12 protein-coding genes are annotated in these 17,573 nt (G+C 37.7%); all 12 read left to right on the top strand.

What is annotated here, in order from left to right; translation table 11 throughout:
- Positions 1-56 precede the first annotated feature (56 nt).
- On the top strand, positions 57-2,093 hold the full coding sequence (locus COE25_RS02450; protein ID WP_098930744.1) for a beta-galactosidase: 2,037 nt from the start codon (positions 57-59) through the stop codon (positions 2,091-2,093).
- Positions 2,090-3,418, top strand: coding sequence for a glycoside hydrolase family 30 protein (locus COE25_RS02445; protein ID WP_098930741.1), 1,329 nt, complete (start codon positions 2,090-2,092; stop codon positions 3,416-3,418). Before COE25_RS02450 ends, COE25_RS02445 begins: the two co-directional genes overlap by 4 nt.
- Before the next feature lie 319 nt (positions 3,419-3,737).
- Positions 3,738-5,432 carry a ribulokinase gene (gene araB / locus COE25_RS02440; RefSeq protein ID WP_098930739.1) on the top strand — a complete coding sequence of 565 codons (1,695 nt, stop codon included), beginning with the start codon at positions 3,738-3,740 and terminating at the stop codon, positions 5,430-5,432.
- Positions 5,426-6,121, top strand: a complete 696-nt coding sequence (gene araD / locus COE25_RS02435; RefSeq protein ID WP_098930737.1) for an L-ribulose-5-phosphate 4-epimerase — start codon at positions 5,426-5,428, stop codon at positions 6,119-6,121. The genes araB and araD overlap by 7 nt, the downstream gene beginning before the upstream one ends.
- Positions 6,122-6,244: 123 nt before the next feature.
- Positions 6,245-7,729, top strand: coding sequence for an L-arabinose isomerase (gene araA, locus COE25_RS02430; protein WP_098930735.1), 1,485 nt, complete (start codon positions 6,245-6,247; stop codon positions 7,727-7,729).
- 350 nt (positions 7,730-8,079) lie between these two features.
- Entirely contained in the window at positions 8,080-10,530 is a 2,451-nt protein-coding gene (locus tag COE25_RS02425) for an alpha-mannosidase (protein ID WP_098930733.1), read from the top strand.
- Positions 10,527-12,077 carry a xylulokinase gene (gene xylB, locus COE25_RS02420; RefSeq protein ID WP_098930731.1) on the top strand — a complete coding sequence of 517 codons (1,551 nt, stop codon included), beginning with the start codon at positions 10,527-10,529 and terminating at the stop codon, positions 12,075-12,077. The genes COE25_RS02425 and xylB overlap by 4 nt, the downstream gene beginning before the upstream one ends.
- A 52-nt stretch (positions 12,078-12,129) precedes the next feature.
- Complete coding sequence (locus COE25_RS02415) at positions 12,130-13,443, top strand: amylo-alpha-1,6-glucosidase (RefSeq protein ID WP_098931244.1); 1,314 nt, start codon at positions 12,130-12,132, stop codon at positions 13,441-13,443.
- Positions 13,444-13,472: 29 nt separating this feature from the next.
- On the top strand, positions 13,473-14,111 hold the full coding sequence (locus COE25_RS02410) for a YesL family protein (RefSeq protein WP_098930729.1): 639 nt from the start codon (positions 13,473-13,475) through the stop codon (positions 14,109-14,111).
- Positions 14,112-14,543: 432 nt separating this feature from the next.
- A complete protein-coding gene (locus tag COE25_RS02405) occupies positions 14,544-15,563 on the top strand; it encodes a LacI family DNA-binding transcriptional regulator (protein WP_098930727.1) in 1,020 nt (339 codons plus the stop codon).
- Positions 15,564-15,690: 127 nt separating this feature from the next.
- Positions 15,691-16,572, top strand: a complete 882-nt coding sequence (locus COE25_RS02400; protein ID WP_098930725.1) for a carbohydrate ABC transporter permease — start codon at positions 15,691-15,693, stop codon at positions 16,570-16,572.
- Between the two features lie 58 nt (positions 16,573-16,630).
- Complete coding sequence (locus COE25_RS02395) at positions 16,631-17,524, top strand: carbohydrate ABC transporter permease (protein ID WP_098930723.1); 894 nt, start codon at positions 16,631-16,633, stop codon at positions 17,522-17,524.
- Positions 17,525-17,573: the final 49 nt, after the last annotated feature.

The raw sequence follows: 17,573 nt of genomic DNA, 5'->3' as shown, positions 1-17,573 counted from the left end.
GCCATATAAATTAACGAAGCAAATGATTAATAGATTAACTGGAAGGGGTTTACCTAATGCAACAATTGTTATACGGAGTAGCATATTACGATGAATATATGCCCTACGATCGTTTAGATAAAGATATTCAGATGATGAAGGATGCTGGAATCAATGTTGTTCGGATTGCCGAATCGACCTGGAGTACCCATGAACCACAAAACGGGGTTTTCGATTTTACATCAGTGGATCGGGTTCTTGATGCGATGCACAATGCTGGAATCAAAGTTATTGTGGGAACACCAACCTATGCTGTTCCCACCTGGATGGTCAAAGAACACCCAGATGTGTTAGCAGTAACCCAAAATGGACCTGGCCGATATGGCGCTCGCCAGATTATGGATATTACCAATCCTAGCTATCTTTTTTATTCAGAAAGAATCATCCGAAAGTTGATTGGTCATGTAAAAGATCATCCTGCAGTAATTGGTTACCAAACAGATAATGAAACGAAGCATTATAATACAGCAGGACCGAATGTCCAACTATTATTCGTAAAATATATGAAGGAAAAATTCAAGACAATTGATAGTCTAAATGAGAAATTTGGCCTCGATTATTGGAGCAACCGGATAAACAGCTGGGAGGACTTTCCCTCCGTTGTCGGAACTATTAATGGCAGCCTTGGATCGGAGTTTTCTAAGTTTCAACGAAAGCTAGTCACTGATTTCCTAAGTTGGCAAGTATCCATTGTCAATGAATATAAGCGTTCCAGTCAGTTTGTCACACAAAATTTTGACTTTGAATGGAGAGGATACTCCTACGGAATCCAACCGAATGTAGATCACTTTGAAGCTTCAAGAGCCTTCGATGTAACCGGAGTGGATATTTATCACCCTTCACAAGACGATCTAACAGGAATTGAAATTTCCTTTGGGGGCGATGTTGCCAGATCCACAAAGGGAAAGAATTATTTAGTAATAGAAACAGAGGCTCAAGCTTTTACTAACTGGACTCCATATCCTGGTCAACTAAGATTGCAGGCATTTAGTCATCTTGCTTCTGGGGCAAATATGGTAGCTTACTGGCATTGGCATTCTATCCATAACTCTTTTGAAACGTATTGGAAAGGTTTATTAAGTCATGATTTTGAACCCAATCCTGTATACAATGAAGCGAAGACAATTGGAAAGGATTTCGAAAGACTTTCTCCACATCTAGTTAACTTAAAGAAAAAAAATAATGTTGCGATTCTAGTTAGCAATGAGTCGTTAACCGCCTTAAATTGGTTTAAATTTAATCAATCAACCTCTAAGAACTACAATGACATTGTTCGACTGATGTATGATGAGTTATACAAAATGAATATTGGCTGCGATTTTGTGAATCCAACTAGTGAAAATCTTGAGGACTATTCAATGTTAGTGGTACCCGCATTGTATACTGCTTCCAATAATCTATTAGAACGATTAAACGAATTTGTTAAAAACGGCGGACATATTGTTTATACCTTTAAGAGTGGTTTTACGGATGAAAATGTTAAGGTAAGAACTTCACATCAACCAGGCATCATAAATGAAGCTTGTGGTATTTATTACAGTATGTTTGTTGAGCCGAAAAATGTTTCACTAAGAAATGATCCTTTTCAGGTAGGCGAAGAAAATAATTTTGTGGAAACATGGATGGAGCTGATTACACCAACAACCGCAGAAGTTTTTGCTTATTATGACCACCCACAATGGGGGAAATATGCAGCCATCACTGAAAATCAATACGGTATGGGTAGTGCAACCTACATTGGTTGTATACCAAGTGCAGCCATAATGAAAAAGGTGCTAGAACAGGCTGTTAAAAAGGCAAGCTTATGGGGAGCAGACCAAGATTTAGCCTTTCCATTAATCATTAAATCTGGAATCAATCAAAATGGCAAGATGCTTCATTATTACTTTAATTATTCTGATGAAACGAAAGTCTTTAAGTATCCTCATAACGAAGGTTTGGAACTGTTGACAGAAAGAGCAGTGAATATAGGTCAAACAATGGATTTAGAACCTTGGGGAGTTATTATTATCGAGGAAGACCAAGTGGCGGAAGAAAGGAAACTACTAAAATGAATAACAAGCAAATTCATTGGTTTTCAACAACAAAGCTAGGTGGTTGGAAAGAGACGACGGTTTTTCAAACCGAATCAGGTTCACTCAATTTGACTTTGACGGATCAGATTGGCCGGACTATAGACGGATTTGGCGGCTGCTTTAATGAACTGGGACTAACCGCTCTCCAACACCTGACAGAAGAAGACAGAAATAAAGTGTATGATGCATTGTTTGATCCAAATGGTGAATGTAAGTTCGAAATCTGCAGGCTTCCAATTGGGGCAAGTGACTACGCGCTAGAATGGTATAGTCACAACGAAGTAGATAATGATTATCATATGGAGCATTTTAATATCGAAAGGGATCAACAGTATTTGATTCCTTTTATAAAAGAAGCGTTGAAACGTAATCCTAACATAAAATTGTTCGCATCTCCGTGGAGCCCTCCAACATGGATGAAGTTCCCTAAAGCATACAACTATGGAAAACTGCGTTGGGAAAAGGAAGTTTTGGAGGCGTATGCTTTATACTTTGTAAAGTTTGTAGAGGCTTACAAACAAGAGGGTATTAAGATTGACCAAATCCATGTCCAAAATGAAGTGGTTGCTGATCAGAAATTCCCTTCATGTGTTTGGACCGGCGAACAGCTTCGTGAATTCATTTCTGACTATTTAGGTCCAGCTTTTGAACGACATGAACTAGACACGGAAATATGGCTAGGAACCATTAATGGAATTGTCAATGAATTATTTCAAAAGTCAGCATCTGATTATGATCAACTGGCTAATACGGTCCTAAGTGACCCTGAGGCTTATAAATACATTAAAGGTGTCGGCTATCAATGGGCAGGAAAGTATGCCATACAACAAACGGTACAAAGCTATCCAGAACTACGTTACATGCAGACAGAAAATGAATGTGGAGATGGAAAAAACACGTGGGAATATGCTCAATACGTCTATAATTTGTTTCGACATTACTTCGTGAATGGTGCAAACTCTTATGTTTATTGGAACATGGTCTTGGAACCGTTTGGCCGAAGCACTTGGGGATGGGAACAAAATTCTATGATTACCGTAGATCCTGAAACAAAGGAATTCAATTGTAATCCAGAGTTTTATGTGATGAAGCATTTCTCTCATTTTATTAAACCTGGTGCGGTTAGGATTGAAACAAATGGTCCATGGACTGGAAATGCAGTTGCATTTAGAAATCCGGATGGCTCAAGAATAGTTGTTATTTCAAATCCGTTTGAAAATCAACGTGAACTTTGTATCGGAGAAGGAATTGAAAAATATAATGTTACATTAGAGCCTTCTTCCTTTAATACATTTGTATTTTAAGTAAAAAAACACCCTATTATGATNNATCATAATAGGGTGTTTTTTCTTTTTATATTCTCATCAAAATTTAATAACTTTTTTCAAGAAATAATGAATTAATTACAAAATAGCATTGAAAAAAATCAGATAGGTGGTAAAATTTAATTAAAGTTATACGTACAAGTAAGGATCTTTCGGATAACTTGTAAGGATTAATGATAAGGATTTCGAGTTTTTTTAAACTTGTACGCATAAAAATGAAAAATAGAATTATATTTTTATAGAATTAATTAAATAGAAACTAGTTTTGTAAACGTATTCTAAAGGACAGGTGAATTTAATGGCTAAGTATACGATAGGAGTAGATTATGGAACGCAATCAGGAAGAGCTGTGCTTGTTGAGGTTGGGAGCGGTAAAGAAGTAGCCACTGCTGTAAAAGAATATACTCATGGGGTAATGGATGAGTTTTTACCTAATGGAATCACGAAGTTAGAACATGACTGGGCTTTGCAGCATCCGAACGATTATCTTGAAGTATTACAGGTTACTATTCCAGAAGTATTAAAGAAAGCGGAAATTTCTGCTGATGATGTAATCGGCTTAGGGATTGACTTTACTGCTTGTACGGTTCTCCCGATTGATGAATATGGAACACCATTGTGTTTCAATGAGGAATTTAGGAACCACCCTCACAGCTATGTAAAGCTTTGGAAACACCATGCAGCACAAGATGAAGCAAATCGATTAAATAAAATTGCTGAAGCGCGCGGAGAAAAGTTTTTACAGCGTTATGGCGGAAAAATTTCTTCTGAATGGATGTTGCCAAAGTTATGGCAGATTTTAAATGAAGCACCTGAAATTTATGAAGCAGCTGACCAAATATTAGAGGCGGCAGATTGGGTTATTTCTGAGTTGACAGGAGAAATAAATCGAAACAGTTGTACGGCGGGATACAAAGCTATCTGGCATAAACAAGAGGGATACCCATCCAATGAATTTTTCAAGGCGCTTGATCCACGTTTGGAAAATGTAGTCGAAGAAAAACTATCAACTAAGATTGTCCCAATTGGGTCTAAAGCAGGGGAAATTACTATAAAAGCGGCAAAGTTAACAGGTTTGAATCCAGGTACAGCAGTAGCTGTTGCTAATGTTGACGCTCACGTTGCCGTCCCAGCTGTAGGGATTACTGAGCCGGGTAAATTGTTAATGATTATGGGAACCTCTACTTGTCATATTTTGCTAGGGGAGGAAGAAAAGATTGTTCCGGGTATGTGTGGTGTGGTTGAGGATGGTGTAATCCCTGGCTTTATGGGGTATGAAGCAGGTCAATCATGTGTAGGTGACCATTTCGAATGGTTTACTGAAAACTGTGTCCCTGCAAGCTACCATGAAGAAGCAGAAGAAAAAGGAGTAAACATCCATCACCTATTAACGGAAAAAGCAAATCAATTACAAGTGGGTGAAAGCGGCCTCCTCGCGTTAGATTGGTGGAACGGTAACCGCTCTACACTTGTTGACGCTGATCTTACAGGTGTTCTCCTAGGTGCGACTCTTTTAACAAAGCCAGAGGAAATCTATCGTACATTAATTGAAGCAACAGCTTACGGTACACGAATGATTGTTGAAACTTTCCGCAAAAATGGAGTTCCTGTAAATGAGGTTTATGCTGCTGGAGGAATTGCTGAGAAAAATGCGATGATGATGCAAATTTATTCGGATGTATTAAATATGGATATTAAGATTTCTGCTTCTTCACAAACACCTGCTCTTGGATCAGCGATGTTTGGTGCAGTTGCAGCAGGAAAAGACCGCGGTGGTTACGACAGCATTACAGATGCTGCCAAAGATATGGGCAGTGTTAAAGATTACATTTACCAGCCAATTAAAGCTAATGCAAAAGTGTATGACCAACTTTTCAACGAATATGCCCGCCTTTATGATTACTTTGGCAGAGGCGAAAACAATGTTATGAAAACCTTGAAAAAAATTAAGAAAGAAAGCTCCTTGGAAAAAAGGGAGGAAACAGTATGTTAGAACGATTAAAAAAAGAGGTATTAGCAGCTAACTTGCAGCTGCCAGAACATGGATTGGTAACTTTTACTTGGGGTAATGTAAGTGGGATTGATCGTGAACAAGGTCTTGTTGTTATTAAGCCAAGTGGTGTCCCTTACGAAGATTTAAAAATAGATGATCTCGTTGTTTTAGATTTAAATGGAAGAATCGTAGAGGGAACATTAAGACCATCTTCTGATACTCCAACACATCTTGCGCTGTACCGGGCTTTTAATCAAATTGGCGGAATTGTTCATACTCATTCACCATGGGCTACAAGCTGGGCTCAGGCAGGGCAGCCAATTCCTGCACTTGGAACGACGCATGCTGATTACTTTTATGGGGCAATTCCTTGTACACGTACCTTGACCCAAGAGGAAATTGAACGAGGATACGAACTTGAAACAGGTAATGTAATTATTGAAACCTTTGAAAAAGAAGGACTTGATCCGGTATCTATGCCTGGAGTTTTATTATCAGGCCATGCTCCTTTTAGCTGGGGGAAAAATGCAAGCCAAGCTGTTCACAATGCTGTGGTTCTAGAGGAAGTAGCTAAAATGGCATTACAAACTTTCCAGCTTAACCCACAAATGAAACCTATTGACCAATTTCTGCTAGATAAACACTATCTTCGCAAGCATGGTGTGAATGCCTATTACGGACAAAAGTAGGTATTAGAGACAGCAAAAATTTTATGGGTCTTTCCAAGGAAACTTGTACGGATGACTAATTATAAAATAATAATAATAAATCTGATATAAAAATATATTTCATATACTCTAGGAGGAATTACCTTGTTAACTACAAAAGCTTATGAATTTTGGTTTGTAACAGGAAGTCAATTATTATACGGAGAAGATGTACTGCGACAAGTAGAAGAGAATTCAAAAACTATCGTAAATGGTTTGGACGATGATTCTGCTGTACCTTATAAATTAGTTTTTAAATCAGTAGTAAAGGATTCTGATTCGATCCGCAAACTGATCCTAGAGGCAAATGCTGATGAAAATTGTGCAGGAATTATTACATGGATGCACACATTCTCACCATCAAAAATGTGGATTGCTGGTCTTTCCTCCCTACAAAAGCCGTATCTTCATCTAGCTACTCAATTTAATCGTGATATCCCATGGAATTCTATCGATATGGATTTCATGAATTTAAATCAAGCCGCACACGGCGACCGTGAGCATGGTTTCATTGCCAGTCGCCTAAAAGTAAAGCGTAAGGTTGTTGTAGGTCATTGGGAAAACCAAGATGTTAAAGAGCGTGTTGGCAGCTGGATGAGAACAGCAGTTGCTTTTGAGGAAAGCAAAAACTTAAAGGTTGCGAGATTCGGTGATAACATGCGCCAAGTAGCCGTAACAGAGGGTGACAAAGTAGAAGCGCAAATCAAATTTGGCTGGACAGTTAATGGTTACGGAGTGGGTGACTTAGTTCAACGCATGAATGATGTAACGGAACAAGAGATTGATCAGTTAATGGCTGAATATGAAGAGCAATATGATATTACTCCTGAAGGTCTTACTGATGGTCCAGTTAGAGAATCCATCCGCTATCAAGCAAGAATTGAACTTGGTATGAAAGCATTCTTAACTGAGGGCGGCTATACTGCATTTACTACCACTTTTGAAGATTTACATGGAATAAACCAACTTCCAGGTCTTGCCGCTCAGCGTTTAATGGAACAAGGCTATGGTTTTGCTGGTGAAGGTGACTGGAAAACAGCTGCTCTTGTAAGGTTGATGAAAATCATTGCAGGCAATGAAGAGACATCCTTCATGGAAGATTATACATATCATTTTGAGCCAGGAAATGAAATGGTGCTTGGTGCCCATATGCTTGAGGTATGCCCATCTATTTCAGCTACTCGACCTAAAATTGAGGTACATCCGCTTGGAATCGGCGGTAAAGAAGATCCTGCGAGAATTGTATTTGATGGAAGAGGCGGGGCTGCCTTAAATGCCTCCATTGTTGACCTTGGACATCGTTTCCGTCTCCTAGTAAATGAAGTGGATGCAGTGCAGCCAGAAAAAGATATGCCTAATCTCCCTGTTGCAAGAGTATTATGGACAACTCAGCCATCGTTAAGTCAAGCAGTTGAAAATTGGATCCAAGCTGGCGGGGCCCACCATACTGGCTTCTCATATAAAGTAACAACAGAACAACTAAGAGACTTTGCAGAACTAGCTGGGATCGAAATGGTTGTTATTAATAATGACACGAACACAAATGCATTCAATAACGAATTACGTTGGAATGACATTATTTACCGTTAATTAAAAGGCTGTGTTAAAGGTCATTGTTGATTTTAAAGCCTACGTTGATTGGAGCGGAAATCAACAGCCGAGTTTAACAGAGCCAATTAAAAAAGACAGAAGGAGCATTAAGTTTGAAGCTCCTCCTGTCTTTTTTATTTTTTTAAATAGTGCCAACGCGTTCTTATTGGTGTATAAGTTACAATACTTAGTTTATTGGGTACACAAACAAAGATTGAGATGCTATAATAAATCCAATCGTAAGTAAATAAAATGTAAGCGTTGTTTTTGCGATTACTAGAGGCAGTTAAAACTGAAAAACATAAAAGTAATGCAACTAAGATTATCAATCAATCAGGAGGAAATTCTATATGAAGAATATGTTTATGATTGGAAATGCCCATCTAGATCCCGTTTGGCTTTGGCGCTGGCAGGAAGGCTTTCAAGAAGTGAAGGCGACATTTCGTTCGGCACTGGATCGTTTGAAAGAATATGAGAATTTTATTTTCACATCCAGTTCAGCAGCTTATTATGAATGGATTGAAAAAAATGATTCGAAGATGTTTGAGGAAATCAAGGCGAGGATTCAAGAAGGCAGATGGATCATCTGTGGCGGTTGGTGGATCCAACCAGATTGTAATATTCCAAGTGGTGAGTCATTTGTCCGCCAAGGCCTGATTGGTCAAAATTATTTTAAAGAAAAATTCGGTGTGACTGCAACGGTTGGCTACAATGTTGACAGCTTTGGACATAATGGAATGCTTCCGCAAATATTAAAGAAATCCGGGATGGATTCTTACGTATTTATGAGACCGGGTCCAGAGGAAAAAGGACTTCCAAGCCGTTTGTTTTTGTGGGAATCTAAGGATGGTTCGCGGGTAAAAGCCTTTCGTATTCCTTTTGAGTATTGTACCTTTGACCATCTCGAAAACCATATAATGCATTGCAACACAGAGCTGAAACATTCTTTTAACAACTTAATGTGCTTTTATGGTGTGGGTAATCACGGGGGTGGACCGACCAAGGAAAACATTGAGATTATTGAAAAATTAAATGGATCGATGGAAGATACAAATCTTGTCTTTAGCTCACCGAATGACTTTTTCGACCATGTGGAAAGTCTTAAGGATCAGCTTCCTGTTGTTCATGATGACCTGCTCCACCATGCCGTTGGTTGTTATTCTGTTCATTCGGAAGTAAAGAAGCTAAATAGATATTCTGAGAATCTTACAATTATGGCTGAAAAGTTTTCATCGATTGCGAACTGGACAACCGGACAAGTGTACCCAATAGATATGAACCAAGCTTGGAAGGGAATTTTATTTAATCAGTTTCATGATATTTTAGCGGGCACAAGCATTGAATCAGCGTATGTTGATGCAAGAGATTTATATGGGGAATCCATCAGTATCTCATCAAGAAATATGAACTACGCTTTACAATCCTTGAGTTGGAATATTGATATTGAAGAAGAAAAAGGCATGAAGCCAATGGTCATCTTTAATCCGCATTCATGGCCGGTGAAGGTGAATGTTGAAATTGAGGATGGGTTGTTTGTAAATTACCTACTGCCAGAAGAGTTCATAATCGAGGATGTAAATGGGAATGAAATACCATACCAAATCGTTGACCCAATAGCAATAATCCCAAATCGAAAAAGAGTTGTATTCTTGGCAGACCTTCCACCTTTAGGATATAGCACGTATAAACTTCGTGCCTTTAAGTCTGCTAAAGAGTTTGAAGCAGTAAAAGTTACCGAAAATGAAATGGAAAACGATCGCTTCAGACTGGTTATTGATCAAGAATCCGGTGGGATTAGCAGTTTATTTGACAAAGTCAAGCAAATTGAAGTGTTTAAGAACGATGCAGCTATTCCTGTCGTAATGAATGATTCTTCTGATACATGGGGACATGGGACGTTACGCTTTGATGAGATTGCAGGTGTATTCAAGCCCGTTCGAATTAAGAAGCTGGAAGAAGGACCGGTAAGAGGCGTTATCCGTGTGACATCAAAGTTTCAATCTTCAACGATTGTTCAAGATTTTATCATGTATAAACAATTGAATAAGATAGAAGTCAAAGTGAAAGTAAACTGGCAAGAAAGCTATCAAACATTAAAAATCAGGTTCCCTGTGAGTTTTAATCAACGGAATACCACCTATGAGGTTCCATTTGGACACACTTCTCGTGAGTCAGATGGAAACGAAAAACCAATGCAAAATTGGATAGATGTAACGGGAACAATCAGCAAACAAAGGGAAGATATTTACGGCCTAAGTATTCTGAATGACGGGAAATATGGGGTCGATGTGAAAGGAAATACGATTAACTTAACGGTGTTAAGAAGCCCAATCTATGCGCACCATGCACCATTTATCCCAGACAAGGACGAAGACTACCCGATTATTGATCAAGGGATTCAAACTTTTACGTATCAATTGTTACCACATGAAAACAGTTGGGAAGAAGCTGAAACTGTAAAGCATGCACTAGAATTAAATCAAAAACCGCAATTGATTATTGAAACCTACCATAAGGGTTCACTGCCGCAAGAAGATTCATTTATTTCGATTAATCAACCAAACATTATTCTTTCTGCTTTAAAGAAAGCCGAGAATCATGATGACTTGATTATTCGTTTATTTGAAATGAATAATGCAGAAACGGTTGCAAAAGTAGAATTGAAAAACTGGGGAAGATCACTGGAACTGCACTTTGGGCCTTTGGAAATCAAAACATTATGCATTCCGAAAAATCCTGAAGAGCCAATTTATGAAACAAATTTAATTGAAAATCTCGACCAAGCTTTTGTAACAGTATGAAACACTACTTGGGAATTGACTTAGGGACATCATCACTTAAAGTTGTAGTTGTAAACCAATCAGGCGAGATCCTTAATAGTGCAACAAAGTCTTATGGTGTTCACACACCGCAGGATGGCTGGATTGAACAAAATACTACACAATGGCTAACAGCACTGAGCGAAGCATTAGCAGAAGTGGAAAAACTAAATTCTCAAATTCTCAAAGAAATACGTGCTATCTCTGTGACGGGACAAATGCATGGAATTGTTCCAGTTGATAATAATGGGAATGCACTGCATCATGCAATTATTTGGTCTGACCGGAGAAATGAAGAGGAGTTAGCTGCATTCCACAGTGAATTTACTAACGAGGAATGGGTTGCAGTAACTGGAAACCGTCCGAATATTAGTTTCACGCTCGGGAAAATTATGTGGTTTAAGAAACACTATCCCGACCTTTATGAAAAAACAAATAAGTTTTTACTCCCGAAGGATTTTCTTAGAAGGAAGCTTACTGACACGTTTGAAACCGATTATTCCGATGCATCGGCAACACTTCTAATGGATTTACACACATTGCAATGGTCAAAAAAAATCATCAAAACTTTTCAAATCGATGAAACCAAGCTGCCCGAAATCAAATCATCAACAGCACTTACCGGTTCCATCACTAGAAAAGCGGCAAGAGCATTTGGGCTTAATGAAGGGACAGCGGTGATTTGTGGTTGTGGTGATGCCCAAGCACAGGCTATAGGAAATGGGATTATAAACTCAAAAGATTGGTTATGTACCATCGGAACCAGTGGCCAGCTGTTTGTGAGTACAGATGAACCAGCCATTGTAAAGAACGGGACGCTCCATTCCTTTGCACATGCTGCTTCAGGGAAATGGGTATTAATGGGCGCCACATTGTCTGCCGGAATGTCGTTTAAATGGTTAACAGAATCAATTTTTAGTAATGATATAGAAATAAAAGACTTACTAGACCTAGCAAGTACGGCTAGTCCTGGAGCTAAAAAATTACTTTTCCTGCCATATCTCTTTGGAGAGCGCTCACCATACATGGATGAAAAAGCCAAAGGTACGTTTATTGGTTTTACGAATGAGCATACAAAGGCTGAAATGGCCAGGGCTGTGGTTGAGGGTGTCCTCTTTTCTCTATATCAATCGTTTAAAATAGTTGAAGAAACAGTTGGACATAAATGTGAGCACATCCTTTTAACAGGGGGGGCGGCACAACATGACTTATGGGTGACCGCAGCGGCAAATATTTTTAATGTTCCAGTGGTTAGAAATAGAAATCGTGGTGGCGGCGCCTATGGCGCGGCTATGTTGGCTGCGGTAGGAAATGGTGATTTTAACAATCTTCTGGAGGTATCAGATTGTTGGGGCTTGCATCAATACGAAAAGGTTTATCACCCAAATCAAACTTTGCATGAAGATTATGAAAAATTATTTCTCGTATTTGCAAAAGCCTATGATGCTTTAAAAGAGGTATTTCACCGGTTACATGATTGTGAAGTATCTGGAAATAAAACAAAAATATTTGAAAAAAACATTATGTAATGAGAACATGGATTTACCCATCCATTATAAATTGTCTGGGGGAAACAGAGAAATGGAAGCTAAAATGGTTGAAATAGGAAGAGAAAAAGCTGAGAAAATTCTGTTACAGAACGGGGGAGAGCTTGGTCTGCTCGGATCGAGTACTGCCTACCAACAAGTCTGGGCAAGGGACAGTATGATCTGTGGACTAGGTCTTTTAGTTTGTGATAATGAGATGGGGCAGATGGTGCACCGCAGGTCATTGGAAACATTGGGTCGTTTCCAAAGTGAACTTGGAAAAATTCCACATAATGTTGGATTTCCAAATGTTGCTGACCCAGCTTTAATCGCTCACGGTGGTAAATTAGAAAATGAGGGTGAAAACGGTCAAGCCGTGGAAGATTCCATTCATGCAGGGTGTGTTGATGGAAACATATGGTATATCATTGGCCATTACTCGTACTATATAGAAACGAAGGACAAAGAGTTTTTACAAAAATGGTGGGGCAATTTAGAAAGGGCATTGCTATGGCTTCGATATCAAGATTCAAATGAGTGCGGTTTATTGGAAGTTCACGAAGCAATGGACTGGGCTGATTTATTTGCAAACCGCTATAATGTTCTATTTGATAATGTTTTATATGCTGCTGCATGGAAGTGCATGGGACATATGGCAGATGCGCTAGATATTCCTTCAAGCTATTATTATGACAATGCTAAGGATGTAAAAAAGAAGATTAATATCCTTTTGTGGATAACTCCAGAAAATCAGGAGAAAATGGATTGGGTTAAAAAAGAACGGAAAGAATGGATATATCCAATCAAGCGCGTCGAAACGGAATTAGTAGAAAGACCATTTTATTTACCATATATGGGGTTTCGCGATTATGCTGACCGATTTGATACACTCGCAAACTTACTGGCGATTGTCTTTGGAATTGCTGATGAAGATAAAGCAAATAAAATATTGGATTATATCCATGGTTGCGGAATCAATGAGCCATATCCGGTACAAGCCTTGTATCCAGCGATTCGAGAAGGTGAAAAGGATTGGCGGGATTACTATCGGGTTCGAAATCTTAATTTGCCGCATCATTATCATAACGGCGGATCATGGCCATTTATAGGCGGTTTCTATGTTGCTGCACTAATTCAGGCCAAAAGGTTTGAGGAGGCAGAGTATCAAATAGGAAAATTAGCTCAGATGAATAAAGCAGGTAAGAAGGATGAATGGGAATTTAATGAGTGGTTTCATGGTCAATCAGGACGACCTATGGGGTATGCAGGCCAATCGTGGTCGGCAGCGATGTATCTGTTTGCTGAGAATGCTGTGAAAAATCAAAAGGTTAATATTTTTAATTCTGAGCATGAGTGGTGTAATTTTTAATTCTCCAAATATTTAAAGGGTGATGATCATTGAAAACTAAAGGAATACATCAGTTTATCTATCGAATCACTGAACTGATCATGCAATTTGCGTATCTCCAATTGTTATGGATTGCTTTTACGATACTAGGGTTAGGGGTATTTGGGATTTTCCCCGCTACAGCAGCTATGTTTTCTGTTATTCGCAAATGGGTAATAGGAGAAGTGGATGCACCCGTATTTAAAACATTCTGGAAAAACTATAAAACAGAATTTTTTAAAGTAAATGGACTTGGTTTGATACTAGCAGCAATTGGATGGTTATTGTATTTTGATTTTCACTACTTTTCCATAGGTGTATCTATTGGTAGCATGATATTGAAAATAATGACATTATTGATTGCTTATTTTTTTGTCACGACATGTATCTATTTTTTTCCGATTTTCGTTCATTTTGAATATAGTTTTTTTGCCTATATAAAATATAGTTTTTTATATAGTCTTGCCTCACCACTCAAAACAGCAGGATTATTTATCATCACCTATTTATTCTATTTTTTATCAATGAAAGTACCGGCTCTTTTTCTGTTTTTTAGCGGTAGTATTATTAGTTATATCTGGATGTGGTATATATATCGGACGATTGCTAGAATGACTTCTTCAATAAAGGATGAAAATGACGAGAAATAATGTCTGATAATTAAATATTTTCGTTTGACAAAAGATAGACAGGCGCTTACAATTTAATTAGATAATATTTTGCGCCAAATTGGGAACGTTCCCGATAAATGAAGTGTAATTCAATGGTCTATTTCTTAAAGGCCATTGAATTACACTGTATAGGGATCAGTTGCAAGGTGAAATAAAATTTTTTTCGACTGAATGTAAACGGTTTCTATAGATGGAAATCGGGTTTATATCTTGCCTACTTAATTGGTAGGTCTGTTAGGCAATCGGTAGGATGGTAATAACTGTATGAGATTTGCTGTTTCAACGATCGTTTCAAAACGGTAGAGTGAGCCGTACCAGAATCATTGTTTTAGATGTTGAATAGTTTTAAAAAAAATTTTGCATTATATTGGGAACGTTCCAATTTTCTTGCAAGGGTGAGGAGGGTTAAATGTGAGCTCTACGATTATAGATGTTGCTAGATTGGCCAATACTTCAAAAAGTACAGTATCTCGTTATTTAAATGGCCAGCCAGTAAAAAAAGAAACAGAAGAAGCGCTAAAAAAGGCTATTAAAGAATTGAACTATCATCGTAATGAAAATGCAAGAAGATTGGTTGTAAATAAAACGCAAACCATTGGGATTGTCGTTGACAGTATTACGAACATGTTTTATCCGATGATCTTCAGAGGAATTGAAGAGGTGGCAAAGGAAAAGGGTTTTAATTGTGTTTTCTACAGTATGACTTCTAATAACTACAAGGAATCTTATTTTCAAAATCTATATTATGAAGGTCATGTTGACGGAATTATCTTAATCAGCTTCAGGAAAAGGGATAAAGAGGATTTATTGAAAATAGCGGAATCTGATTGCCCAGTTGTTGTCTTTGGGGATTCTGCCGGTGTGGATGGTTTAGTCTCTGTTGATGTTGATAATTATTTCGGTATTTCTGAGCTTGTTAAATATCTTAATAGAATTGGCCACCGAAAAATCGCTTATATTTCAGGACCTTCAGATGCTGCGGCAACAAAATGCCGTTTAACTGGCTATCTTGAAACAATGGAACTATTAGGATTAGATATTAAAACAGATTTGATTGTTTCGACAGATTGGTCAAATGAGGATGGATATCTGGCAATGAATCAATTATTAAATTCTGGAGACTTCACTGCAGTTGTTGCTTCAAATGATGAAACAGCGATTGGAGCATTAAGAGCGGTTCAGGAACGGGGATATAACGTCCCAACCGACTTTTCGATTACTGGATTTGACGATATTACACTGTCAAGCTGGGTTTTTCCTTCATTGACAACAGTGAAACAACCATTTATGGAAATGGGCACAAAAGCAGCGATTGAACTATTTAATAGAATGGAAAATAAGATCGAATATTTTTCTGAAAGACATTTATTAACACCGAAACTAATTATTCGCGATTCTTGCAGAAAAATATCTGAGCCAATATCCAACTAAGTTCAACAAGAGAAAAATCAATCGATTTGGTTGAAAAATAGATTGATAGGTTTACTACATAGGAGATGACTCCTGAAATCACACATGTTCAATGATGTAACAAAAAAGAATATAAGGCTGTGAAAATATGAGAAATTCTATTAATAAATCTCAATACGGTTTCTACTTTGTGGTTCCATTTTTCATTTCATTTCTAGTATTTGGCTTAACACCAATCATATATTCACTCTATCTAAGTTTTACAAAATGGGATGGTTTCTCCGACCCAGTCTTTGTGGGCTTAGCAAACTATTCACGATTACTGCATGATACTTTCTTTTTTAAGTCGATTGGGAACACGTTAATTATCTGGATTCTTTCCATTGTTCCTCAATTGGTACTTTCACTACTGTTAGCGATGATTCTCAATGAAAAATTTATTCGTGGGAAACATTTCTTTCGAGCAGTCTATTATTTTCCGCATATCGTAACACCTATAACACTAGGGGTTTTGTTCAGTTTAATGTTTGACTGGCAAACGGGGAGTGTTAATAAGTTATTGATGGGGATCGGGCTTATTGACGATCCAGTGAATTGGTTAAATAGTCCATGGTTATCAAGGATTATTGTTGCAGGAGTAATTATGTGGCAATACTTTGGATTCAATCTATTAGTATTTATCGCCGGACTTCAATCCATATCCCCTGAATTATATGAAGCGGCTGAAGTGGATGGAGCCTCACGCTGGAAAATTGCTACAAAAATTACCTTGCCTTTGTTAAAACCGGTACTGTTATTTACCTTTATTACTTCGATTATCGGTGGTCTGCAATTATTTGACGCACCATTAATGTTAGGTAATGGCCCTGATAACTCAACATTAACAATGGTTATGTATTTATACCAAACAGCTTTCAAAAACTTTGATTATAGTTATGGAGCAGCAATCGCTTACGCTATCTTTGTCATAATATTAATCTTCTCATTAATATCTATTAAGTTTTCAAAAATGAACAAAGTTGAACAGTAAAATGACTTTTTACTTTAAAAAGTAGGAGACTTTCCGCTTAGAAGAAAGGGGATCCTTTATGAAAGCTAGTAATAGTATTGCTGACAATAGTATTTCATTAGGTAAAAGTAAAACGATAAAAGAAAGAAAAATTAAAAAATTGTTAGGTAAATTCGCCATATATATATTCTTGATAATAGTCGCATTGACCTGTCTGCTGCCTTTTTATAGTATGATGATCACTTCGACCCACGCAAATTCAGACATTGCCAGGAAATTATTACTTCTTCCAGGCACTGAGTTTATGAATAACTATAATCGGTTGTTGGATACAGTACCAATTTGGCGAGGCTTTGTTAATTCAGTGTTTATAACTGTTACATCAACCATATTAAGTTTATACTTCTCAGCGCTGGCAGGCTATGGATTCTCAAAATTCAACTACAAAGGTAAAAATATTCTTTTCATGGCCGTCCTAGGAACAATGATGATTCCAGGGCAATTAGGAATTATCGGATTTTTTAAGCTTATGGATACCTTTAATATGTTAAACACCTATTGGCCAATCATTCTTCCATCTATTTCAAACGCGTTTGGGATCTTCTTTATGAAACAAATGTGTGATTCCAGTGTTCCGACAGAAATTCTAGAATCAGGGAGAATAGACGGGTGTGGTGAACTTAAAATATTCCATCGGTTGGTGCTTCCATTATTAATGCCAGCTGTGGCAACTCTTGGAATCTTTTCATTCATTGGTAAGTGGAATGACTTCTTAACACCGATGATTATTCTTTTCGACAATGAATTGCAGCCATTACCAGTAATGATTGCAAGTGTTAAGTCTCAGTTTTCAACTGATTTTGGGGCAATGTATGTAGGAATTGTTATCTCAGTTATACCAATCTTAATCTTCTTCTCTATCGTTTCTAAAAAGATTATTAGTGGTGTTACTGCAGGAGCATTAAAAGGATAAATAATAGTGACCACTTGATTGGGGTGATGTCCAGTAAAGAACATCATGA

Origin of the sequence: Bacillus sp. AFS031507 (assembly GCF_002584635.1) — a bacterium.
GTDB lineage: Bacteria > Bacillota > Bacilli > Bacillales > Cytobacillaceae > Neobacillus.
This window is presented reverse-complemented; position numbering and strand designations above follow the sequence as displayed.